19 protein-coding genes are annotated in these 16,257 nt (G+C 68.2%); 9 read left to right on the forward strand and 10 right to left on the reverse strand.

The features are described 5' to 3' along the window. Positions 1-22: 22 nt before the first annotated feature. Positions 23-1,249 carry a DUF445 family protein gene (locus tag JWQ81_RS23445; RefSeq protein WP_297544647.1) on the forward strand — a complete coding sequence of 409 codons (1,227 nt, stop codon included), beginning with the start codon at positions 23-25 and terminating at the stop codon, positions 1,247-1,249. A 247-nt stretch (positions 1,250-1,496) separates the two neighbouring features. Here the strand turns inward: JWQ81_RS23445 and JWQ81_RS23450 are convergent, their stop codons facing one another. From JWQ81_RS23450 to JWQ81_RS23460, 3 genes are read right to left on the reverse strand one after another with little or no spacing between them, the layout of a single operon-like run. Continuing rightward, the gene (locus tag JWQ81_RS23450; protein ID WP_297544648.1) at positions 1,497-2,384 is read right to left on the reverse strand and encodes a metal ABC transporter permease; all 888 of its coding nucleotides are present in this window, start codon (positions 2,382-2,384) and stop codon (positions 1,497-1,499) included. A gap of 3 nt (positions 2,385-2,387) precedes the next feature. Then, entirely contained in the window at positions 2,388-3,221 is an 834-nt protein-coding gene (locus JWQ81_RS23455) for a metal ABC transporter ATP-binding protein (RefSeq protein ID WP_297544649.1), read from the reverse strand. Beyond that, the gene (locus JWQ81_RS23460; RefSeq protein ID WP_297544650.1) at positions 3,221-4,138 is read right to left on the reverse strand and encodes a zinc ABC transporter substrate-binding protein; all 918 of its coding nucleotides are present in this window, start codon (positions 4,136-4,138) and stop codon (positions 3,221-3,223) included. Before JWQ81_RS23460 ends, JWQ81_RS23455 begins: the two co-directional genes overlap by 1 nt. Before the next feature lie 192 nt (positions 4,139-4,330). On the opposite strand from JWQ81_RS23460, the gene JWQ81_RS23465 reads away from it, so the two are divergent. The 4 genes from JWQ81_RS23465 (at position 4,331) to JWQ81_RS23480 (ending at position 7,994) form a co-directional block, all read left to right on the forward strand. Beyond that, positions 4,331-5,431 (forward strand): LacI family DNA-binding transcriptional regulator, encoded by a 1,101-nt coding sequence (locus JWQ81_RS23465; RefSeq protein WP_297544651.1) that lies wholly within the window; start codon positions 4,331-4,333, stop codon positions 5,429-5,431. A 90-nt stretch (positions 5,432-5,521) separates the two neighbouring features. Then, positions 5,522-6,013 (forward strand): carbonic anhydrase, encoded by a 492-nt coding sequence (locus tag JWQ81_RS23470; RefSeq protein WP_297544652.1) that lies wholly within the window; start codon positions 5,522-5,524, stop codon positions 6,011-6,013. An 88-nt stretch (positions 6,014-6,101) separates the two neighbouring features. Then, the gene (locus JWQ81_RS23475) at positions 6,102-6,977 is read left to right on the forward strand and encodes an A/G-specific adenine glycosylase (protein ID WP_297544653.1); all 876 of its coding nucleotides are present in this window, start codon (positions 6,102-6,104) and stop codon (positions 6,975-6,977) included. Positions 6,978-7,040: 63 nt separating this feature from the next. Further along, positions 7,041-7,994, forward strand: coding sequence for an N-acetylmuramoyl-L-alanine amidase (locus JWQ81_RS23480; protein ID WP_297544654.1), 954 nt, complete (start codon positions 7,041-7,043; stop codon positions 7,992-7,994). Here the strand turns inward: JWQ81_RS23480 and JWQ81_RS23485 are convergent. From JWQ81_RS23485 to JWQ81_RS23500, 4 genes are all read right to left on the reverse strand, one after another. Further along, complete coding sequence (locus JWQ81_RS23485; protein ID WP_297544655.1) at positions 7,972-8,736, reverse strand: alpha/beta hydrolase; 765 nt, start codon at positions 8,734-8,736, stop codon at positions 7,972-7,974. The two genes, JWQ81_RS23480 and JWQ81_RS23485, sit on opposite strands and share 23 nt — an antisense overlap. Before the next feature lie 234 nt (positions 8,737-8,970). Continuing rightward, entirely contained in the window at positions 8,971-9,141 is a 171-nt protein-coding gene (locus JWQ81_RS23490) for a hypothetical protein (protein ID WP_297544656.1), read from the reverse strand. Between the two features lie 26 nt (positions 9,142-9,167). Next, complete coding sequence (locus JWQ81_RS23495; protein ID WP_297544657.1) at positions 9,168-10,814, reverse strand: DUF885 domain-containing protein; 1,647 nt, start codon at positions 10,812-10,814, stop codon at positions 9,168-9,170. 10 nt (positions 10,815-10,824) lie between these two features. Further along, the gene (locus tag JWQ81_RS23500) at positions 10,825-11,370 is read right to left on the reverse strand and encodes a carboxymuconolactone decarboxylase family protein (RefSeq protein WP_297544658.1); all 546 of its coding nucleotides are present in this window, start codon (positions 11,368-11,370) and stop codon (positions 10,825-10,827) included. A gap of 33 nt (positions 11,371-11,403) precedes the next feature. Between JWQ81_RS23500 and JWQ81_RS23505 the strand changes: the two genes are divergently transcribed. Genes JWQ81_RS23505 through JWQ81_RS23515 form a run of 3 tightly spaced genes read left to right on the forward strand, consistent with a single transcriptional unit; the run spans position 11,404 to position 13,061 of the window. Beyond that, positions 11,404-11,910, forward strand: coding sequence for a MarR family transcriptional regulator (locus JWQ81_RS23505; protein ID WP_297544669.1), 507 nt, complete (start codon positions 11,404-11,406; stop codon positions 11,908-11,910). 27 nt (positions 11,911-11,937) lie between these two features. Then, positions 11,938-12,249, forward strand: a complete 312-nt coding sequence (locus JWQ81_RS23510) for an antibiotic biosynthesis monooxygenase (RefSeq protein WP_297544659.1) — start codon at positions 11,938-11,940, stop codon at positions 12,247-12,249. After that, entirely contained in the window at positions 12,246-13,061 is an 816-nt protein-coding gene (locus JWQ81_RS23515) for a Sir2 family NAD-dependent protein deacetylase (RefSeq protein WP_297544660.1), read from the forward strand. Before JWQ81_RS23510 ends, JWQ81_RS23515 begins: the two co-directional genes overlap by 4 nt. Here the strand turns inward: JWQ81_RS23515 and JWQ81_RS23520 are convergent. From JWQ81_RS23520 to JWQ81_RS23530, 3 genes are read right to left on the reverse strand one after another with little or no spacing between them, the layout of a single operon-like run. Beyond that, positions 13,058-14,008 carry an endonuclease/exonuclease/phosphatase family protein gene (locus tag JWQ81_RS23520; protein ID WP_297544661.1) on the reverse strand — a complete coding sequence of 317 codons (951 nt, stop codon included), beginning with the start codon at positions 14,006-14,008 and terminating at the stop codon, positions 13,058-13,060. The two genes, JWQ81_RS23515 and JWQ81_RS23520, sit on opposite strands and share 4 nt — an antisense overlap. A gap of 9 nt (positions 14,009-14,017) precedes the next feature. Beyond that, entirely contained in the window at positions 14,018-14,653 is a 636-nt protein-coding gene (locus tag JWQ81_RS23525; RefSeq protein WP_297544662.1) for a hypothetical protein, read from the reverse strand. A gap of 20 nt (positions 14,654-14,673) precedes the next feature. After that, complete coding sequence (locus tag JWQ81_RS23530; protein WP_297544663.1) at positions 14,674-15,258, reverse strand: hypothetical protein; 585 nt, start codon at positions 15,256-15,258, stop codon at positions 14,674-14,676. A 129-nt stretch (positions 15,259-15,387) separates the two neighbouring features. Here JWQ81_RS23530 and JWQ81_RS23535 point away from each other — a divergent pair. Beyond that, the coding region (locus JWQ81_RS23535; RefSeq protein WP_297544664.1) for an ATP-binding cassette domain-containing protein at positions 15,388-16,257 on the forward strand (870 nt) is incomplete at its 3' end.

The following is a 16,257-nucleotide window of genomic DNA, read 5'->3' on the forward strand; positions in this document are numbered from 1 at the left end:
CCGATCGTGAGGGAGGCCGCCTGTGGACGCTGTCCTGGACGACCTCGCGCGCCATTGGCCGCTGTACGCCGCGATCCCGTTCATAGCCGCGCTGATCGGGTACGTCACCAAGCGCGTCGCGATCGAGATGATGTTCCGGCCGCTCGAATTCGTCGGTATCCCACCACTTCTCGGCTGGCAGGGCGTCGTCCCGAAACACGGCGGCCGGATGGCCGCGGTCGCCACGGACCTGCTGACCTCGAACCTGATCGACCTCCAGGAGATCTTCGGCAAGATCGACCCGGACCTGATCACGCGGCGGATCGAGCAGCCGCTGCTGCGGGCCGTCGACGGCATCGCGCGCGAAGTGCTCGAGGAGTACCACCCGCGGATGTGGGAGGTACTGCCCTCGATGGCGCAGGAACTGCTGATCAAGCAGGTCCAGGCGTCGACCCCGCGGCTCGTGCGGGAACTGATGGACGAGGTCCGCGACAACCTCGACGAGGTGCTCGACGTCAAGGACATGACCGTCCAGAACCTCACCAAGGACAAGGCGCTGCTGGTCCGGCTCATCCGCGAGACGTCACGCCCGGAGATGACGTTCATCGCGCGGGCGGGCATCGTGTTCGGCTTCACTCTCGGCCTGATCCAGGCGATCACCTGGGCGCTCACGAAGCAGCCGCTGGTACTGCCGATCTTCGGCGGCTGCATCGGCCTGTTCACCGACTGGCTGGCGATCAAGCTCATCTTCGTCCCGCGCGAGCCGATCCGGCTGTTCCGTCGGTTCACCGTGCAGGGGAAGTTCCAGCGCCGGCGGGCGGAAGTCGCGCGGCAATACGGCGAGATGATCGCGCACGAGGTGTTGACCGTGCCGAACCTGATGGACGCGATCCTGCGCGGCCCCCGGTCGGACAGGCTGCTCGCGATGGTCCAGCGCACCGTCGCCAAGGCGATCGACCAGCAGGCGAGCGTGGCGAAACCGGTCGTCGCGATGGCCGTCGGCGGCAAGCGGCTCCAGGAGATGAAGCAGGCGGCGGCGACCAAGGCGCTCGCGCAGTTCCCGGACACCGTGCGGCAGGCCGAGGGCTACCTGACCGAAGCGATGGACGTCGCGAAGATGGTCGAGCAGCGGATGAACGACCTCACGCCGATCGAGTTCGAAGGCCTGCTCCGCCCGGCGTTCCGCCAGGACGAGTGGAAGCTGATCCTCGTCGGCGGGGTCATCGGCTTCCTCGTCGGTGAACTCCAAGTCCTCGTCATGCTCCACTGAGGGCACTTTTGTGGTTCTTGTGTCGTATGTGTGGGTCCGCGACGCCTCAGTGGCTGGTGAGGTTCTTGAGGTCAGTGGGTGTGGTCGGCTGGTGGTGAATGTGGGACTCGTCGGCGTGAACGTGGGACTCGCCGGGCCGGAGTGGGGGACTCGCCGATGTGCTGTGCGAGTCCCACGTTCAGCGAGGGCGAGTCCCACGTTCAGACCGGCGAGTCCCACACCCAGCTCCGGGCACCGGCGTGCGGAGTTAGAGGGTGACGGGGGTGGGGTCCGCGGTGGCTGGGGAAGTGGGGCTGGGTCGGAGTTTGGTGCGGCGGTTGCGGACGACGGCGATCAGCCGGCAGACCAGGTAGATCACGAACGAGATCGCCGTGACGAAGGCACTGATCGGCTTGCCCGGCACGAGCGAGACGACGATCCCGCCGAGCGCCGACACTTCGGCGAACACCACCGCTAGCACGGTCGCCTTCCACGGGCTCGCCGTGACGCGCGCGGCGGCCGCAGCCGGGGTGACCATCAGCGCGACGACCAGCAGCGAGCCGACGATCTGCACGCCCAACGCCGTCGCGACGCCGACCAGCACCGAGAACACCAGCGCCAGCAACCGGACCGGGACCCCGCGGGCGGTCGCGACCGCCGGGTCGACGCTGGCGAACAGCAGCGGCCGGTAGATCAGCGCGAGCACCACCAGCACCAGCAGCGCGGCGATCATCAGCAGGTTGAGGTCGGTGGAGTCGACCGCGACGATCTGGCCGATGAGGATGCCGAACTTGTTGACCGTCCGGCCGTCGTAGAACGACAGCAGCAGCACGCCCATCCCCAGCCCGAAGGCGAGGATCGCGCCGATCACCGAGTCCCGATCGGACTCCCGCGAGCCGAGCAGCGCGAGCAGCAGCGCGGCGATCACCGCGCCCGCGAGCGCGCCGTACTGCAGCCCGATGCCGAGCAGCAGCGCGCCGGCGGCACCGGTGAACGCGAGCTCGGCCGTCCCGTGCACCGCGAAAGCCATGCGGCGCATGACAATCAGCGGCCCGAGCGCGCCGGCGACGAGCCCGAGGACCCCGGCCGCCAGCAACGCCGTACGCACGAACGGCAGAGTGAGGTAGGACCAGGTTTCGGAGAAGTACGTGCCCACGAGTCAGCCGACCCGCTCGTCGAGGTGGTGCGGCTCGTCCTCGCACAGGGCGCTCTGCGCGCCGGCGACGTGGATCTGGCCGCCGACCTTGAAGACCTCGATCTTCGTCCCGTACAGCTCGGACAACGTCTTCGAGTTCATCACCTCGTCCGCGGACCCGATCCGGAACGAGCCGTTGACCAGGTACAGCACTCTGTCCACATAGGACAGGATCGGGTTGATCTCGTGCGTCACGAACAGGACCGCGGTGCCCGCCGAGCGGCGGCGCGCGTTGATCAAGCCGCTGACCGCGCGCTGGTGTGCCAGGTCGAGCGAAAGCAGCGGTTCGTCGCACAGCAGCACGTCCGGGTCGCCGATCAACGCCTGCGCGACGCGGAGCCGCTGCTGCTCGCCTCCGGAAAGCAGGCCGACCGGCTGCTTCGCGTACGACTCGGCACCGACGGACGCGACCGCCTCGGCAACCATGCGGCGGCGCTCGCCGATCCGCCTCAGGCCGAGCCCCCACCGGTGCCCGTCGACGCCCAGCCCAACCAGGTCAGTGCCGCGCAGCGTGAGCGCCTCTTCCATGGCCCGTTGCTGGGGGATATAGCCGATCTTCCGGTTTCCGCTGCCCGGCGCGCGCCCGGCGATGCGGACCGAACCCGCCGACAGCGGCTGCAGACCGAGCAGGACCTTGAGCAGGCTGGTCTTCCCGGAGCCGTTCGGACCTAGGACGGCCAGGAACTCGCCAGGCTCGACGTCGAGATCGAGTCCGGACCACAAGGTACGGCTGCCGAAAGCCAGGCTCGCCCCGCGGATGTGGACGCCCTCGCGGGTACCGGCGATCGAAACGGGCATCAGGAGTTCAGGGCTCCTGCCAGCACGTCTACTTCCTTGCTCATCCAGCCAATGTAGTCCGTGACATCCGCGGGCAGCGTCTCGGTCACGTCGATCACCGGCACCCCGGCGGCGTGCGCGCCGGCGACGAGCTGCTCGGTGATCGAGGTGGTCGTCTGTGCGTTGTTGACCAGCGCCTTCACCTGCTTGCCGGTGATCAGCTGCTTGACCTGCTCGAGCGCGGCGACCGGCACGTCCGTCTCGGACTCGATGGCCTTGGAGAACGCCGGCGGCGTCGAATCGGTGACCTTCGCGGCTTCGAGCAGGTAATGCGCGACCGGCTCGGTCATCACGACCTTGCTACCGGGGTGGGCGACCCCCAATTGGGTGACGCGCTTGAACAGGTCCTCGACCTTGCCCTTGAACGCCGTCGCGTTGGCGGTGAAGACCGCCTTCGACGCGGGCTCGATGTCGCCGAGCTGGGCCGCGACCTGGTCAGCCACCTTTTCGACGCCCGGCAGGCTGTACCAGACGTGCTCATTGGCATCCGGAGTCGCGGCTGTGCCCTTAAAGATGTCGTAGGCGACCAGGTTCTTCGCCCCCGCGGCTTGGCCGACCAGCTTCGAGAAGAAGTTGTCGTACCCGCCGCCGTTGCCCAGCAGCAGCTTCGCGTTCTGCACGGTGAGCGCGTCCGCGGCGGTGGTCTCGTAGGAGTGCGGGTCGGCGGTCGGGCTGTGGATGATCGAGCTGACCTGCACCTTGTCCCCGCCGACCGCGCTCAGCACGCTGCCCCAGACGTCCGTCGACGCGACGACCTTGAGCTTGCCGTCGTCCCCTGGGTTCGCGGACGCGCCGCCGGAGCACGCGGCCAGGCCGAGGGCGAGCACGGCCAGCGCGGAACCAGCGACCAGCGCGCGGGGGAAACGACGGGGGTTCATAGGGAGCACTCCGTAGTTATTTGATCACTGTTGTCCGTAATGGTAACCGTTGTCAGATTCACTTTACCCCGAAGGTGGGATGACCCGGAAATCGAGCGCACCTCGACCTACCGACGGTCACAGCGAGATCGAGATACTGCACACGTGGGGTGTCCCTTACCCGAACACCTTCTGAACCGTTACGGTTCAGCGATGGGCCGTCCTATCCGCACCAGGAGGCAAGCGACATTGGCGTCGCTCGCCGCCGAGCTCGGCGTGTCCAGGACCACGGTGTCCAACGCCTACAACCGGCCGGACCAGCTTTCGCCGGAACTGCGTCGCCGTGTACTGGAGACAGCCCGCCGGCTCGGCTACCCCGGGCCGGACCCGGTCGCGCGCTCCCTGAGGACGCGTAAGGCCGGCGCCGTGGGTCTGCTGCTGACCGAGAACCTTTCCTATGCCTTCCGCGACCCGGCTGCCATCGGCGTGCTCGAAGGCCTCGCGCTCGCGTGCGAGGACGCCGGGGTCGGCCTCCATCTGGTGCCCGCGAGCCCTGGTCAGGAGGACGTCGCCGCCGTACATCGCGCCGGCGTCGACGGGTTCGTGGTGTATTCGGTCCCCGACGACGACCCGCACCTCGCGGCGGTGCTCCAGCGGCCGGTGCCGACGGTGATCATCGACCAACCGCGCGTCGACGGCGTCGACCGCGTCGGCCCGGACGACGCGGCCGCCATCACCGGCCTCGCGAACCACCTGGTCCAGCTGGGACATCGGCAGGTCGGCGTGCTGTGCATGCGGCTCGCCCGCGAGCGCAACGACGACTTCGCCGCGATCCCGCGCCAGCGTGAGGCCCATTTCCACGTCCAGCGCACCCGGCTCGGCGCACTCGCCGCCGCCTTCGAAGCGGTCGGCGTCGACTGGTCGACAGTGCCGGTCGTCGAGCGCTTCGACCACACCGTGGACGACGGCGCGTCCGCCGCACGTCAGCTGCTCGACTCGCAGCCGCAGATCACCGCGATCATCTGCACGTCCGACATCCTCGCGCTCGGTGCGCTCGCCGAGGCGAGCCGCCGCGGGCTGAGGGTCCCGGCAGACCTGACGGTCACCGGCTTCGACGGCATCACCGAAGCCGAGCGCGCTGGGCTCACCACGGTGCACCAGCCGGTGCTCGAGAAGGGCAAAGTGGCGGGCAAACTGCTGCTCGGTGCCGCCGAACGGGTGACGTCGAAGGTCATCACACTGCCGACCGAACTGCGGCTCGGGCACACGTCAGGACCCCCCAGAACGGTGGAAGAACGCTGGTTCGGACCGTGATCTACCCCTTAATCGGGCGATAGGTGTTGTCCGGAGGGCAGGACACCGGTTCCAATGGGTGACCAGCCGTCCAACGCCGAAGGGTGATCCATGACCGCCATCGACGTACTGATCAAACGGAACCAGGCACTCGGCAACGTCGTCCCGGGCGACCGGTCCTCCCCGCAGCCGTCACTGCACGTGTCGATTCTGACCTGCATGGATGCCCGGGTCCGGGTGTTCGAGCTCTTCGGGCTGATCCAGGGCGAGTCGCACGTGCTGCGTAACGCCGGCGGAGTCGTCACCGACGACGTGATCCGGTCGCTCGCGCTCAGCCAGCGGAAGCTCGGGACGCGCGAGGTGATGATCGTCCAGCACACGAACTGCGGGCTTTCGCTCGTCACCGAGGACGACTTCAAGGACGAGTTGGAAGCGGCCACCGGGCTGCGGCCGACCTGGTCGGTCGAGGCGTTCCGCGACGTCGAGGACAGCGTCCGGACGTCGATGCGGCGGGTGCGCCGGAGCGACTTCCTGCCGCACACGGAGAACGTCCGCGGCTTCGTCTACGACGTCAAAACCGGCGAGCTGACCGAGGTCGAGTAGGACTCGTAAGTGTTCCGGCGCCTAACTGTGCCCTGCTGGACACCCGCACCCGGCCGAGCCGGAACACTCACGAGTTAGTCTCTTGCGGGTGCCCGTTTCCCCTGAAATCCTTCTCGATTGGTTCGATACGCACGGCCGCGAGCTGCCGTGGCGGGAGCCGGAATGCACCGGCTGGGGCGTGCTGGTCAGCGAGATCATGCTGCAGCAGACTCCGGTGGCTCGAGTTCAGCCGATTTGGCACGAATGGCTCGAACGCTGGCCCATGCCGTCCGCGCTGGCGGCCGCGAGCCAGGGCGAGGTCTTGCGCGCCTGGGGCAAGCTCGGCTACCCGCGACGCGCGCTTCGCCTGCACGCCGCCGCGACGGTCATCGCCACCGAGCACGGCGACGTCGTCCCGTCCGATGTCGACACCCTGCTCGCGCTGCCGGGCATCGGCGCGTACACGGCTCGCGCGATCGTCGCGTTCGCCTACGGCCAGCGGGCTCCGGTCGTCGACACCAACGTCCGGCGCGTGGTGGCGCGCGCGGTGCACGGCGCCGGGGATGCCGGGCCGCCGTCGAACACCCGCGACATGGCCGACGTCGAGGTCATGCTGCCGCTCGAAAACGCCCGCGCGGCAAGGTTCTCGGCGGCGCTGATGGAGCTCGGCGCGTTGGTCTGCACCGCGCGCTCACCACGTTGCGCGGACTGCCCGATCTACGCCGACTGTGCGTGGCAGCACGCCGGCCGTCCCGAGTACGCGGGTCCGGCCAAGGTAGTGCAGAAGTTCGCCGGGACCGATCGACAGGTCCGCGGGCTGCTGCTGGACGTGCTCCGCGGGACGTCGGGCCCGGTGGAAAAGGCGAGGCTGGACCTGGTCTGGCACGAGCCTGGCCAGCGGGACCGCTGCCTCGACTCCCTGCTCGCCGACGGCCTGGTCGAGCAAACCCCGCACGACCTCTTCGCTCTCCCCGGGGAACACTAACGGGTTACGACGAAAGTTGGTGGAGGTCTGGCGAAACGGGGGACGCGAGCGTAATTTCTGCGGATGGCCGAACTGGGGTTTGATCGCCGCACACTGTTCCGCGCCGGGCTCACCGTGACGGCGGCAGGCGCGCTCGGGACGTTGACAGCGGGGACGGCCAGTGCCGTCACCACACCGCGCATCTACAGCACGGCGGAGTGGGGCGCGCGGACGGCGACGGCCGCGATCGTCGTCGAGAACCACAAACCGACGTACATCGTGGTGCACCACACTGTCGACCCCGGCAACAACACCGACTACTCGCTCGCCCACGCGCTGCAGATCTCGCGCGACATCCAGAACCTGCACATGGACACCAACGGCTGGATCGACACGGGCCAGCAGTTCACCAACAGCCGCGGCGGGTTCGTCACCGAAGGCAGGCACCGCAGCCTCGAAATCCTGCGCGGCGGCACGCAGCACGTCCAGGGCGCGAACGTCGCCAACCACAACAGCGAATGCCTCGGAATCGAGAACGAAGGCCTGTACAGCACGGTCGACGTCCCGGTGGCGCTGTGGAACTCGCTGGTGCAACTGGTCACCTATATCGCGCACCAGTACAGGATCGCGCCGGCGTTCATCAAGGGACACCGGGACTTCAACTCGACGGAATGCTGCGGCCAGGTCCTCTACAACCGGCTGCCGGAACTGCGGACGGCCGTCGGCAAGCAACTCGGCGTCGCCGTGACTGACCAGGCAGAGTGGCCTCTGCTCAAGCCGGGCGACACCGGCCAGAACGTGCTTACCGCGCAACGTCTACTGCGCGCACAGGGCCTCAACGTCCCGACGGATGGCGTGTTTGGACAGTCCACAAAGGATGCCGTAAGCGCACTGGGCGTTGTCCCGCAACCGTGCTACGCGACTACTCAAACCGACGAAACCGGCTTCCTCGGCTCGGACATCTGGCCGTTGATCACACCGACGACGCAGAGTACCCAGGCCTGGAAGTACAAGCTCAGCGCTTCAGGACGTCGCTGAGAAAAGCCTCGACAGCGCCTCGGTACTCCTGGGGCGCGTCCTCGTGGACTACGTGCCCGGCACCAGCGACGATCAAGTGCCGTCCACCGGCCGCCCTCGAGGCCATTTCCGCCTGCTGACCGGCCGGCATCGCGGTGTGCTCGCCTTCGACGACCAACAGCGGGCAACTCAATTTGTCCACAAAGGACCAGTAGTCCCGCAGTCCCCATTCGGCGGCTATCTGGTACAGGTCCTCAAGATTCGCCATCAGGTGGTATCCGTCGGCGCGTTCCTCGACGCACTCCGTGAAGTAGTCGCCGGTACCGCCGAAAAACTCACGGACGTGGGCGAGCGAATCGAACGCGGGCGGCCAGGAATCGAAGTACGCCCGCCAGGTGTCGACCGTCCGGCCGCGCTGGTCCGGGGCGATGTCCTCGGTGACCACCGCGCGAGCCAGTTCCGGATACGTCGCCGCCGTCGCCAACGCGTGCAGCCCGCCCATCGAATGCCCGATGAGCACCGCCGGCCCCGCGTCGAGCGATTTGACCAGGTCAGCGAGGTCCTCGACGAACTGCTCGGTGTTCCACGGCCCCACCTTCGGCCCCCGCCCGTGCCCGCGCGCGTCGAGCCCGACGACGTGCCCGTACGACGTCAACCAGCGCGACACCGACCACCACGTCCGCGCGCGGCCCATCAACCCGTGCAGCACCACGATCGGCGGCCCCTCACCCCCGAACGAGACCACACCCTCGCGCTCACTCACCCCGACTCCCTCCCGCTCAAGCCATACCCACCGCAACTCGCCGTCGAGTTGCGATCGTTGCAACCCCTAACTACCGCAACTCGCCGTCGAGTTGCGAGCCTACCGAGACGTCGACCTTCAGCGCCTCGGCAAAGTCCAGCGGAAATCCCCGTCTGGGTCGTCGAGCCAGAGGCGGTGGAAGCCGTCCGGCAGCCCTGTCAGGCCGAGGCGCTCCCAGCGCATGGGATTCCCACTTCACAGTTCCCCCTTGGCGAGCAGGTCGGCGAGCTGGCCGGTCAGCGGGGCACCGGTCTCGTCTTCGATCCACCCATACTGGCCGCCCGCGTTGATTTCGAGGAAGACCCATTCCCCGTCCGGCCGCACGACGAAGTCGAGCGCACCGTAGACCAGGTCCAGGTCGGCCATCAGCCGCCGAACCGCAGCAAGGCTGCCTAGAGCCGGCCGAGTTCCTCGGTCAGGTCGTCGAGGCCCAGGGAGCCCTGCGAAAGCGCGGCCATGTGCCAGGACTTCAGGTCGAAGCCCGGCTTCGCGCTGGCGGCATCGCGGCCGGCAAGCCAGGCGCGTTCGCCGAGTTTGTAGCTGATGGCCTGGCCCGGCATGCCGAGGTAGCGGGTGATCTCGCTGGTCACGAATGCCTCGTCGCGGCCGGAGTTGGCCAGGAAGAACGCGGTGCCGAGCTCGGGTGTCCAGGTCTCGCCGGGCGCCAGCGGCGCGTCGTCGGGTAGGGCCAGTTTCAGGTGCATGCCAATGTCGATGATCACCCGTACAGCCCGCATGGACTGCCCTTCCAGGTAACCGAGCCGCGAACCGGGGTCGGTGAGGTAGCCGAGTTCGTCCATCAGGCGCTCGGCGTACAGCGCCCAGCCTTCGGTCGCGGCGCTGATCTTGCCCACGGCGGTCTGGTAGATCGACAGCTGCTCGGACACGTACGCCCACTGCGCGAGCTGGAGATGGTGTCCGGGCACACCCTCGTGGTACCAGGTGCTCACGAGTGTCCACAGTGGAAACCTGGTCTTCCCCTGTGTCGGCAGCCAGGTGCGGCCCGGGCGCGAAAAGTCGGCTGCGGGCGCCATGTAATACGGCGCGGCGGCCGAGCCTGCCGGAGCGATCCGCGCTTCCAGGACCTTTACCGGATCGGCGAGGTCGAAGTGCGTGCCGTCGAGGTCGGTCATGGCCTGGTCGATCATCTGCTGCAGCCGCAGGCGGATCTCCTCGACTCCCTCGACGACCTCGCCGTGCTGATCCAGGTGTCGCATGGCTTCCGACACCGACGCGCCGGGCAGGACACGCTCGGCCTGCTCGCGCATTTCGCGCTCGATCCGCCGGAACTCCGCCCAACCCCACTCGTAGGTCGTCCGCAGATCCAGGTCACTACCCGTCCACTGCCGCGCGAGCAGCCGGTATCGCTCCTCGCCGACAGCGTCTGGAGTTCCCTCGGCGAGCGGCAAATACTCCTCGGCCATCCACTGTTGCAGGTCGTCGACGGCCTGGTTCGCCAAGGCCGCCGCCTTGTCGAGTTCGCCACGCAGGCCTGGGGAAACCATTGCCTTCGCGACGAAATCGGCGAACCAACCAGCTCCGGCGCCCCATTCGCGGAACTGTTCGATGTTGGTCTCGACCTGGCGCGGCGCGGCGAACAGGCCGCGACGGGCACCTTCACGCAGGGAGTCCGTGTAGCCGGCCAACGACTGTGGGACGGCCGCCATCCGCCGCGCGATGTCGGCCCAGTCGTCGGCGGTCTCCGCCGGCATGGCCATGAAGACCCCGCGCACGCCCTGCACCGGGCCGATGAGGTTCCGGACGAGCCGCAGGTGCTCGCCGGACTCACTGACGGCCAGCCCGGATTCCAACCGCTCCCGCAGCAGGCGCGCGCACCGGCGGTCGTCCTCATCCGACGGCTCGACCGACGCCAGCCGCGTCAGCGTCTCGCGCGCTAGCGCGTCCCGCGCCTCCTGGCCTGCCGGGGAGAGGTCCGGCATCCGATCGGACCTGCGTCCGAGATAGGTGGCAGCCAGCGGATCGAGTTCAACGAGCGCTTCGACGTAGGCGTCGGCGAGTTCGCGTACCGGACGAGTCATGGTCCCGAACTTAGCCGTTCGCGGGCACCGGCGAGGCCAGTTCCTCATCGATCGGCGCCTTCGTCAGCCGGTTGGCCAGCGTAGACATCGTGTAGGCGCCGATGCCCAGAACGACTTCGAGCGCGTTCTGCGTGGTGTAACCGTGCGCCAGGAACGCCCGCAGCCTGTCGTCACCGACATCGCCGGCGGCCGCGACGACGTCGAGCGTGAACACCCGGATCGCCTCCAGCCGCCCGTCCCCGAGCGGACGCTGCTCACGCAGGGCCTCGACCAGTTCCGGAGCCGCTCCCAGCGACGTCAGCTTCGCCGTGTGCATCGCGACGCAGAGGTGACATTCGTTGCGGGTCGCGATGGTCATGATGACAACCTCGCGGGCGACCGGGTCCAGCGTGGTGGTCTCGAAGATCCCGCTGATCTTCAGGAAGCCGTCCAGCAGGTGCGGCGAGGTCGCCAGCCGCGCCACCGCGGCCGGAAGGTAGCCCCGGTGCCTGATCGTGGCCTCCATCGAGCGGCGGGCGGCGGCTGGTGCGGATTCAACGGTGTGGTCGACGAACATCTGAAGGTCTCCTTGGGTAAACTCGACAACGTGATTGACGGAAAGGCTAGCGAAAAGGTAAACCAGGTTGTCGATTTTGGCAAGCCCGTAAACGGCTTCGAGCTACCGCTGCTGCTGTTCGGCGGCTTCCGCACGCTCATCGACGAGCTACACGCCGAGCTCGCCCGCCAGGGACACCCCGACGTGCGCCCGGCTTACGGCTTCGCCATGCAGGCGATCGGCCGCGAAGGGGCGACGGCCAGCGAGATCGGGCGTCGGCTCGGCGTCTCCAAGCAGGCGGCGGGCAAGACCGTGGACAAGCTGGAGGACCTCGGTTACGCCGAGCGCATCGACGACACGTCCGACGCCAGACGCAAAGTCGTGCGCCTCACCCCTCGCGGCGTCGACTCGCTACTCCGGTCGGCCGCGATCTTCGACCACCTGAGAGCGCGCTGGGCCGAGTCGCTGGGCTCGAAACGGCTGGGTGACCTGGAAGACGCACTGCGCACGATGGCCCCCGTCAACGGCTACCGCCTCGACGCCGCCAGCTGGTTCTCGTAGCTCGGGGACCAGACGTACGCTGGGGGCATGGCAGTCGTGAAGATCAACGCAATCGAGGTTCCCGACGGGTCCGGCCCAGAGTTGGAGAAGCGGTTCGCCGCACGACTCGGCGCGGTGGACGCGGAGCCGGGCTTTCTCGGGTTCGAGCTGCTCAAGCCGGTGGCCGGCGAGACGCGCTACTTCGTCTACACGCGCTGGGAGACCGACGAGGACTTCCAGAACTGGCTGAAGGGCTCCGCACGCGAGGCGCACTCGGGCGAGCGGGCGAAGCCGGTGGGCACCGGGTCGGGCTTGCTGGAGTTCGAGGTCGTCCAAAGCAGCAGTCCCAAAGCTGGGTGAAAACCGAGCTTGACCGCGCCGCCGAGCTGATCTCCTCGGCGGGCGCGTTGCTGGTGTGCGCCGGGGCCGGCATGGGTGTCGATTCCGGCCTGCCGGATTTCCGCGGCACCGAAGGCTTCTGGCGCGCGTACCCGCCGTACGAGCGGCTCGGCGTGAGCTTCGAGGAGCTCGCCGACCCGCGGCATTTCGCCCAGGATCCCGAACTTGCCTGGGGTTTCTACGGTCACCGCCTCGCGCTGTATCGCGAAACCGTTCCCCACAAGGGTTTTTCCCTGCTGCACGCTTGGGGCGCGTCGATGCCCGGCGGCACCCGGGTGTTCACATCCAATGTAGACGGTCAGTTCCAGCGTGCCGGGTTCTCCGACGTGGCCGAGGTGCACGGATCGATCCACCACCTCCAGTGCGCGAACCGCTGCACGGGCGCGATCTGGTCCGCCGACGACGTCATCGTCCTGTTCGACGCCGAGTCCTTGCGCGCCCACCGGCCGCTGCCGTCCTGCCCGAACTGCGGCGGGCTGGCCCGCCCGAACATCCTCATGTTCGACGACTACGACTGGGCACCGAGCCGCAGCCAGGCGCAGCTCGACGAGCTGAACTCGTGGCGGCGCGCCCATCGCGACCTGGTAGTCGTCGAAATCGGCGCCGGACTGGCCGTGCCCACCGTACGTCGGCAAGCCGAACTGTCGGCCGCGGCGACCGGCGCGCTCATCCGCATCAACCCGAGGGAAGCCGACGTCCGGCACGGCCGCGGTGTCTCGTTCACCGGCGGCGCGCTCGAAACGTTGACCGCGCTGGACGCCGTGCTGCACTAGGGCAACGTCAGCTCGGCGTAGACGGCGTCGTGGTCGGATCCGGGAACATCGAAAACTCGGAAGCCGGTGACCGCGATCCGATGATCAGCGAGTACGTGGTCGAGGGTCACCGGCGGCGGGAACAGCCCGTCCGGCCAGGTGGGCAGTAGCCCGTCGCCGCGCTGGTCGGCCGCGTCGACGTACCCCGAATCGAGCAGTTTGCGCAGCTCAGGAGTGTCCAACGTGGCGTTGAAGTCGCCGGCGACGATGCGCAGAGTCGCGGAATCGGCCTTCGGCAGGTCCGCGAACTGCGAACGCCACATCGGCACGCTCCAGGTCGGCGCGACGGGGTGAGCGGCGACGATCTCCACGTTGGCGGTGCCGATCGTGAGCTGCGCGCTCGGTTCCTTCGCCGTCGACGCGCCGGACAGCGCGAGCTCGGTCAACGGGTACTTCGAAGCGAGGCCCGAGCCGGTGTTGCCTGGCCCCGGATGCAACACCCGGTACGGCAGCAGCGCGAACATGCCTGCCGTGCCCAGCGCGGCGACCTCCCGCGACGTGAGCTCGACCAGGCTCACGACGTCAACCTTGTTGTCCCGCACCAGGTTCACCAGCGCCGTCGGATCCGCCTGGCCGGTGTACAGGTTGGCCGCGAGTATTCGCAACCGCTGCCCTGACACCTGCGGCTGGTCAGCGGCGAACAGGCGCGGCGCGACCAGGACGGTCAACGTGACCGCCAGCAACCCCGCGACAGCGCCCGTCCACCATCGACGCAACACCAGCGTCACCACCGCGAGAACGAGCACGCCCACGGCCGCATACGGCGTCAAAGCCAGCGCGGCGAGAACCTCGCGATCGACGTCGATCCCTAGCAGCCGCGACGCGGTGAGCAGCGCGAACGGCACCGCGACCACCGCCAGCACCACGGTGACCCAGCGGCGGCGAGTCCGGACGACTGGCTCTGTCATACCGCGATCTTATGGACGCAGCCACAAGTCCCGGTTCCCGGCGACGAGCACACGGCCGTCCTCGAGGGTGGTGACCACGGTCGCGGGGCTCTCGCCGCAGCCGAGATCGCCGCGTTTCCAGACGCTGCCATCGCGGGTCCACACGACCGAGCAGTACCGCGTGCGTTGTTTCTCGATGTGCGGCTCGTAGGTCTTCCCGATCAGGACCGGGTTCCCCGCCCGGTCGACCGTTCCTCCCGTGATGCCGCCCTTGCCGAACTCCGCCGGTTCTCGATGGTCCATTTCCCGGGCAAACCGGTCAGCAGCAGTGGCGCGTTCGGCGCGAGTCCGTCCTGCGACATGCCGTAGAGCAGCCAATGGCCGGCGACCCACTGGATTCCGTTGATTTCGGAATCGACGGGCAGCGTCGGCAACGCTGAGAACGTCCAACTGCCACCGCCGTCCACGGAGGCCCAGACCTGCGGGGTACCGCCCCGAATACGCGACCGCGAGCAGGTTGTCGCCGTCGGCCGCGACCGAATGCGGGCCTTCCGCGCCGTTCTCGCCCGGTGCCTGCGGCAGGACGACGGTCCGTTCGGTGACGCCGTTGTCGTCGGACACCCACGCCACCGACGTCGCGGTACCCGTTGGCGAAGGTGCCGACACCTGACACCCTGGCATTCGGGTCAGTGGACAGCCAGCCGTTCGTGGACAAGCCGGACGGCGCCGTACTGGTCATCTGCCCAGAAGTCGATCTGTACCACCGAATGCTTTCCATGCCGACCGAGATCGACCGCCAGCGGCTCGGTCAAGGTGATCGACACGTTCGTCGACTTGTCGATCTGCAGCACGAGACCGCCGTCGACGATGGCTGCGGTCTTGGCCTGCTCATACGACCTGAGCACTGGCTTGACCGACTCGATCGCCCCGAGCGGGATCGCCCGGTCGAACGACGTCAGATAGCGCAGCCGCAGGACTCGCGGGTCGATGGAGTGCGGGCACTTGTAGAGCGAAGCGAGCAGCGAGACGTACCAGACAGTGCCGAGGACTCCCGCCACGAGGAGAACCAGACGCGCCACGGTGTTCGTGACCAGGAACTCGACCAGCACGAGCTCGAGCGGGTTGAGCACCAGGAAGACCCAGAAGATCGGCCGCATCTGCGCGCTGTAGTGGATGGCGGCACCATCTTCGGGAACATCGCTCCCGCGCCGCAGGAAGAGCCAGAGGGCGTGAAGATTCCGCAGCTCCCGAGCAACCACACGCCTGGTCATAGTCCGATTTCTACCACGATTCCCGTTCACTGAGCGCGGCTGCCAGCGCACTCTCCGGAGCTGACAGCGCGCTGTGCGCGGGCTGGCAGCGCACTCCTCCAGAGTTTGAGCCGAAGAGGAGGAGGAACCATGTCACATGCGATCAGGGCCGAAGGCCTGGTGAAGAGGTTCGGGGACACCGTCGCGCTCGGCGGGGTCGACCTGGAGGTGCCGGAGGGGCAGGTCGTCGGGGTACTGGGGCCCAACGGCGCCGGCAAGACCACCGCCGTCCGGATCCTCGCGACGCTGCTGCGCCCGGACGCCGGGCACGCGACGGTCGGGGGTTACGACGTCGTCAAGGACCCGGTGCGGGTGCGCGGCATGATCGGGCTGACCGGGCAGTACGCCTCGGTCGACGAGGACCTGTCCGGGACCGAGAACCTGGTCCTCATCGGCCGGTTGCTGGACCTGTCGAGGCCCGACGCCAAGGCACGCGCGGCCGAGCTGATGGAACAGTTCGAACTGACCGACGCGGCGGGGCGCGCGGTCAAGACGTACTCCGGCGGGATGCGGCGGCGCATCGACCTCGCCGCCAGTCTGGTCGGCCGCCCTCAAGTGCTCTACCTGGACGAGCCCACGACCGGGCTCGACCCGCACGCCCGCAACGAGGTGTGGGCCGTGGTCCGGCGGCTGGTGGCCGAGGGGTCCACCGTGCTGCTGACCACGCAGTACCTGGAGGAGGCCGACCGGCTCGCGGACACCATCGCGGTGATCGACCGGGGCAAGCTCATCGCCCAGGGCACCGCGGACGAGTTGAAAGCGCAGACCGGCGGCGAGCGGCTGGAACTGGTGGTCGCTGAGCCGAGCGAGCTACAGCTGGCCCGGCAGGTGCTGGCCGAGGTCGGTTCGGACGAGCCGGTGGTGGACGAGCAGTCGCGGCGGGTCAGCGTGCGGGTGGACACCGGGCCCACGGCGCTGATCGAGGCGCTGCGGCGGCGGGCCACCGAGAGCGTCGGCGTG

Source organism: Amycolatopsis sp. (assembly GCF_025464955.1).
GTDB lineage: Bacteria > Actinomycetota > Actinomycetes > Mycobacteriales > Pseudonocardiaceae > Amycolatopsis.

What these genes read in the sequence shown, in the direction of transcription:
- JWQ81_RS23455 (WP_297544649.1), bottom strand. Translation starts at nt 3,221, where the DNA reads ATGCCCGTTTCGATCGCCGGTACCCGCGAGGGCGTCCACATCCGCGGG.
- JWQ81_RS23460 (WP_297544650.1), bottom strand. Translation starts at nt 4,138, where the DNA reads ATGAACCCCCGTCGTTTCCCCCGCGCGCTGGTCGCTGGTTCCGCGCTG.
- JWQ81_RS23465 (WP_297544651.1), top strand. Translation starts at nt 4,331, where the DNA reads ATGGGCCGTCCTATCCGCACCAGGAGGCAAGCGACATTGGCGTCGCTC.
- JWQ81_RS23470 (WP_297544652.1), top strand. Translation starts at nt 5,522, where the DNA reads ATGACCGCCATCGACGTACTGATCAAACGGAACCAGGCACTCGGCAAC.
- JWQ81_RS23480 (WP_297544654.1), top strand. Translation starts at nt 7,041, where the DNA reads ATGGCCGAACTGGGGTTTGATCGCCGCACACTGTTCCGCGCCGGGCTC.
- JWQ81_RS23490 (WP_297544656.1), bottom strand. Translation starts at nt 9,141, where the DNA reads ATGGCCGACCTGGACCTGGTCTACGGTGCGCTCGACTTCGTCGTGCGG.
- JWQ81_RS23495 (WP_297544657.1), bottom strand. Translation starts at nt 10,814, where the DNA reads ATGACTCGTCCGGTACGCGAACTCGCCGACGCCTACGTCGAAGCGCTC.
- JWQ81_RS23500 (WP_297544658.1), bottom strand. Translation starts at nt 11,370, where the DNA reads ATGTTCGTCGACCACACCGTTGAATCCGCACCAGCCGCCGCCCGCCGC.
- JWQ81_RS23510 (WP_297544659.1), top strand. Translation starts at nt 11,938, where the DNA reads ATGGCAGTCGTGAAGATCAACGCAATCGAGGTTCCCGACGGGTCCGGC.
- JWQ81_RS23520 (WP_297544661.1), bottom strand. Translation starts at nt 14,008, where the DNA reads ATGACAGAGCCAGTCGTCCGGACTCGCCGCCGCTGGGTCACCGTGGTG.
- JWQ81_RS23530 (WP_297544663.1), bottom strand. Translation starts at nt 15,258, where the DNA reads ATGACCAGGCGTGTGGTTGCTCGGGAGCTGCGGAATCTTCACGCCCTC.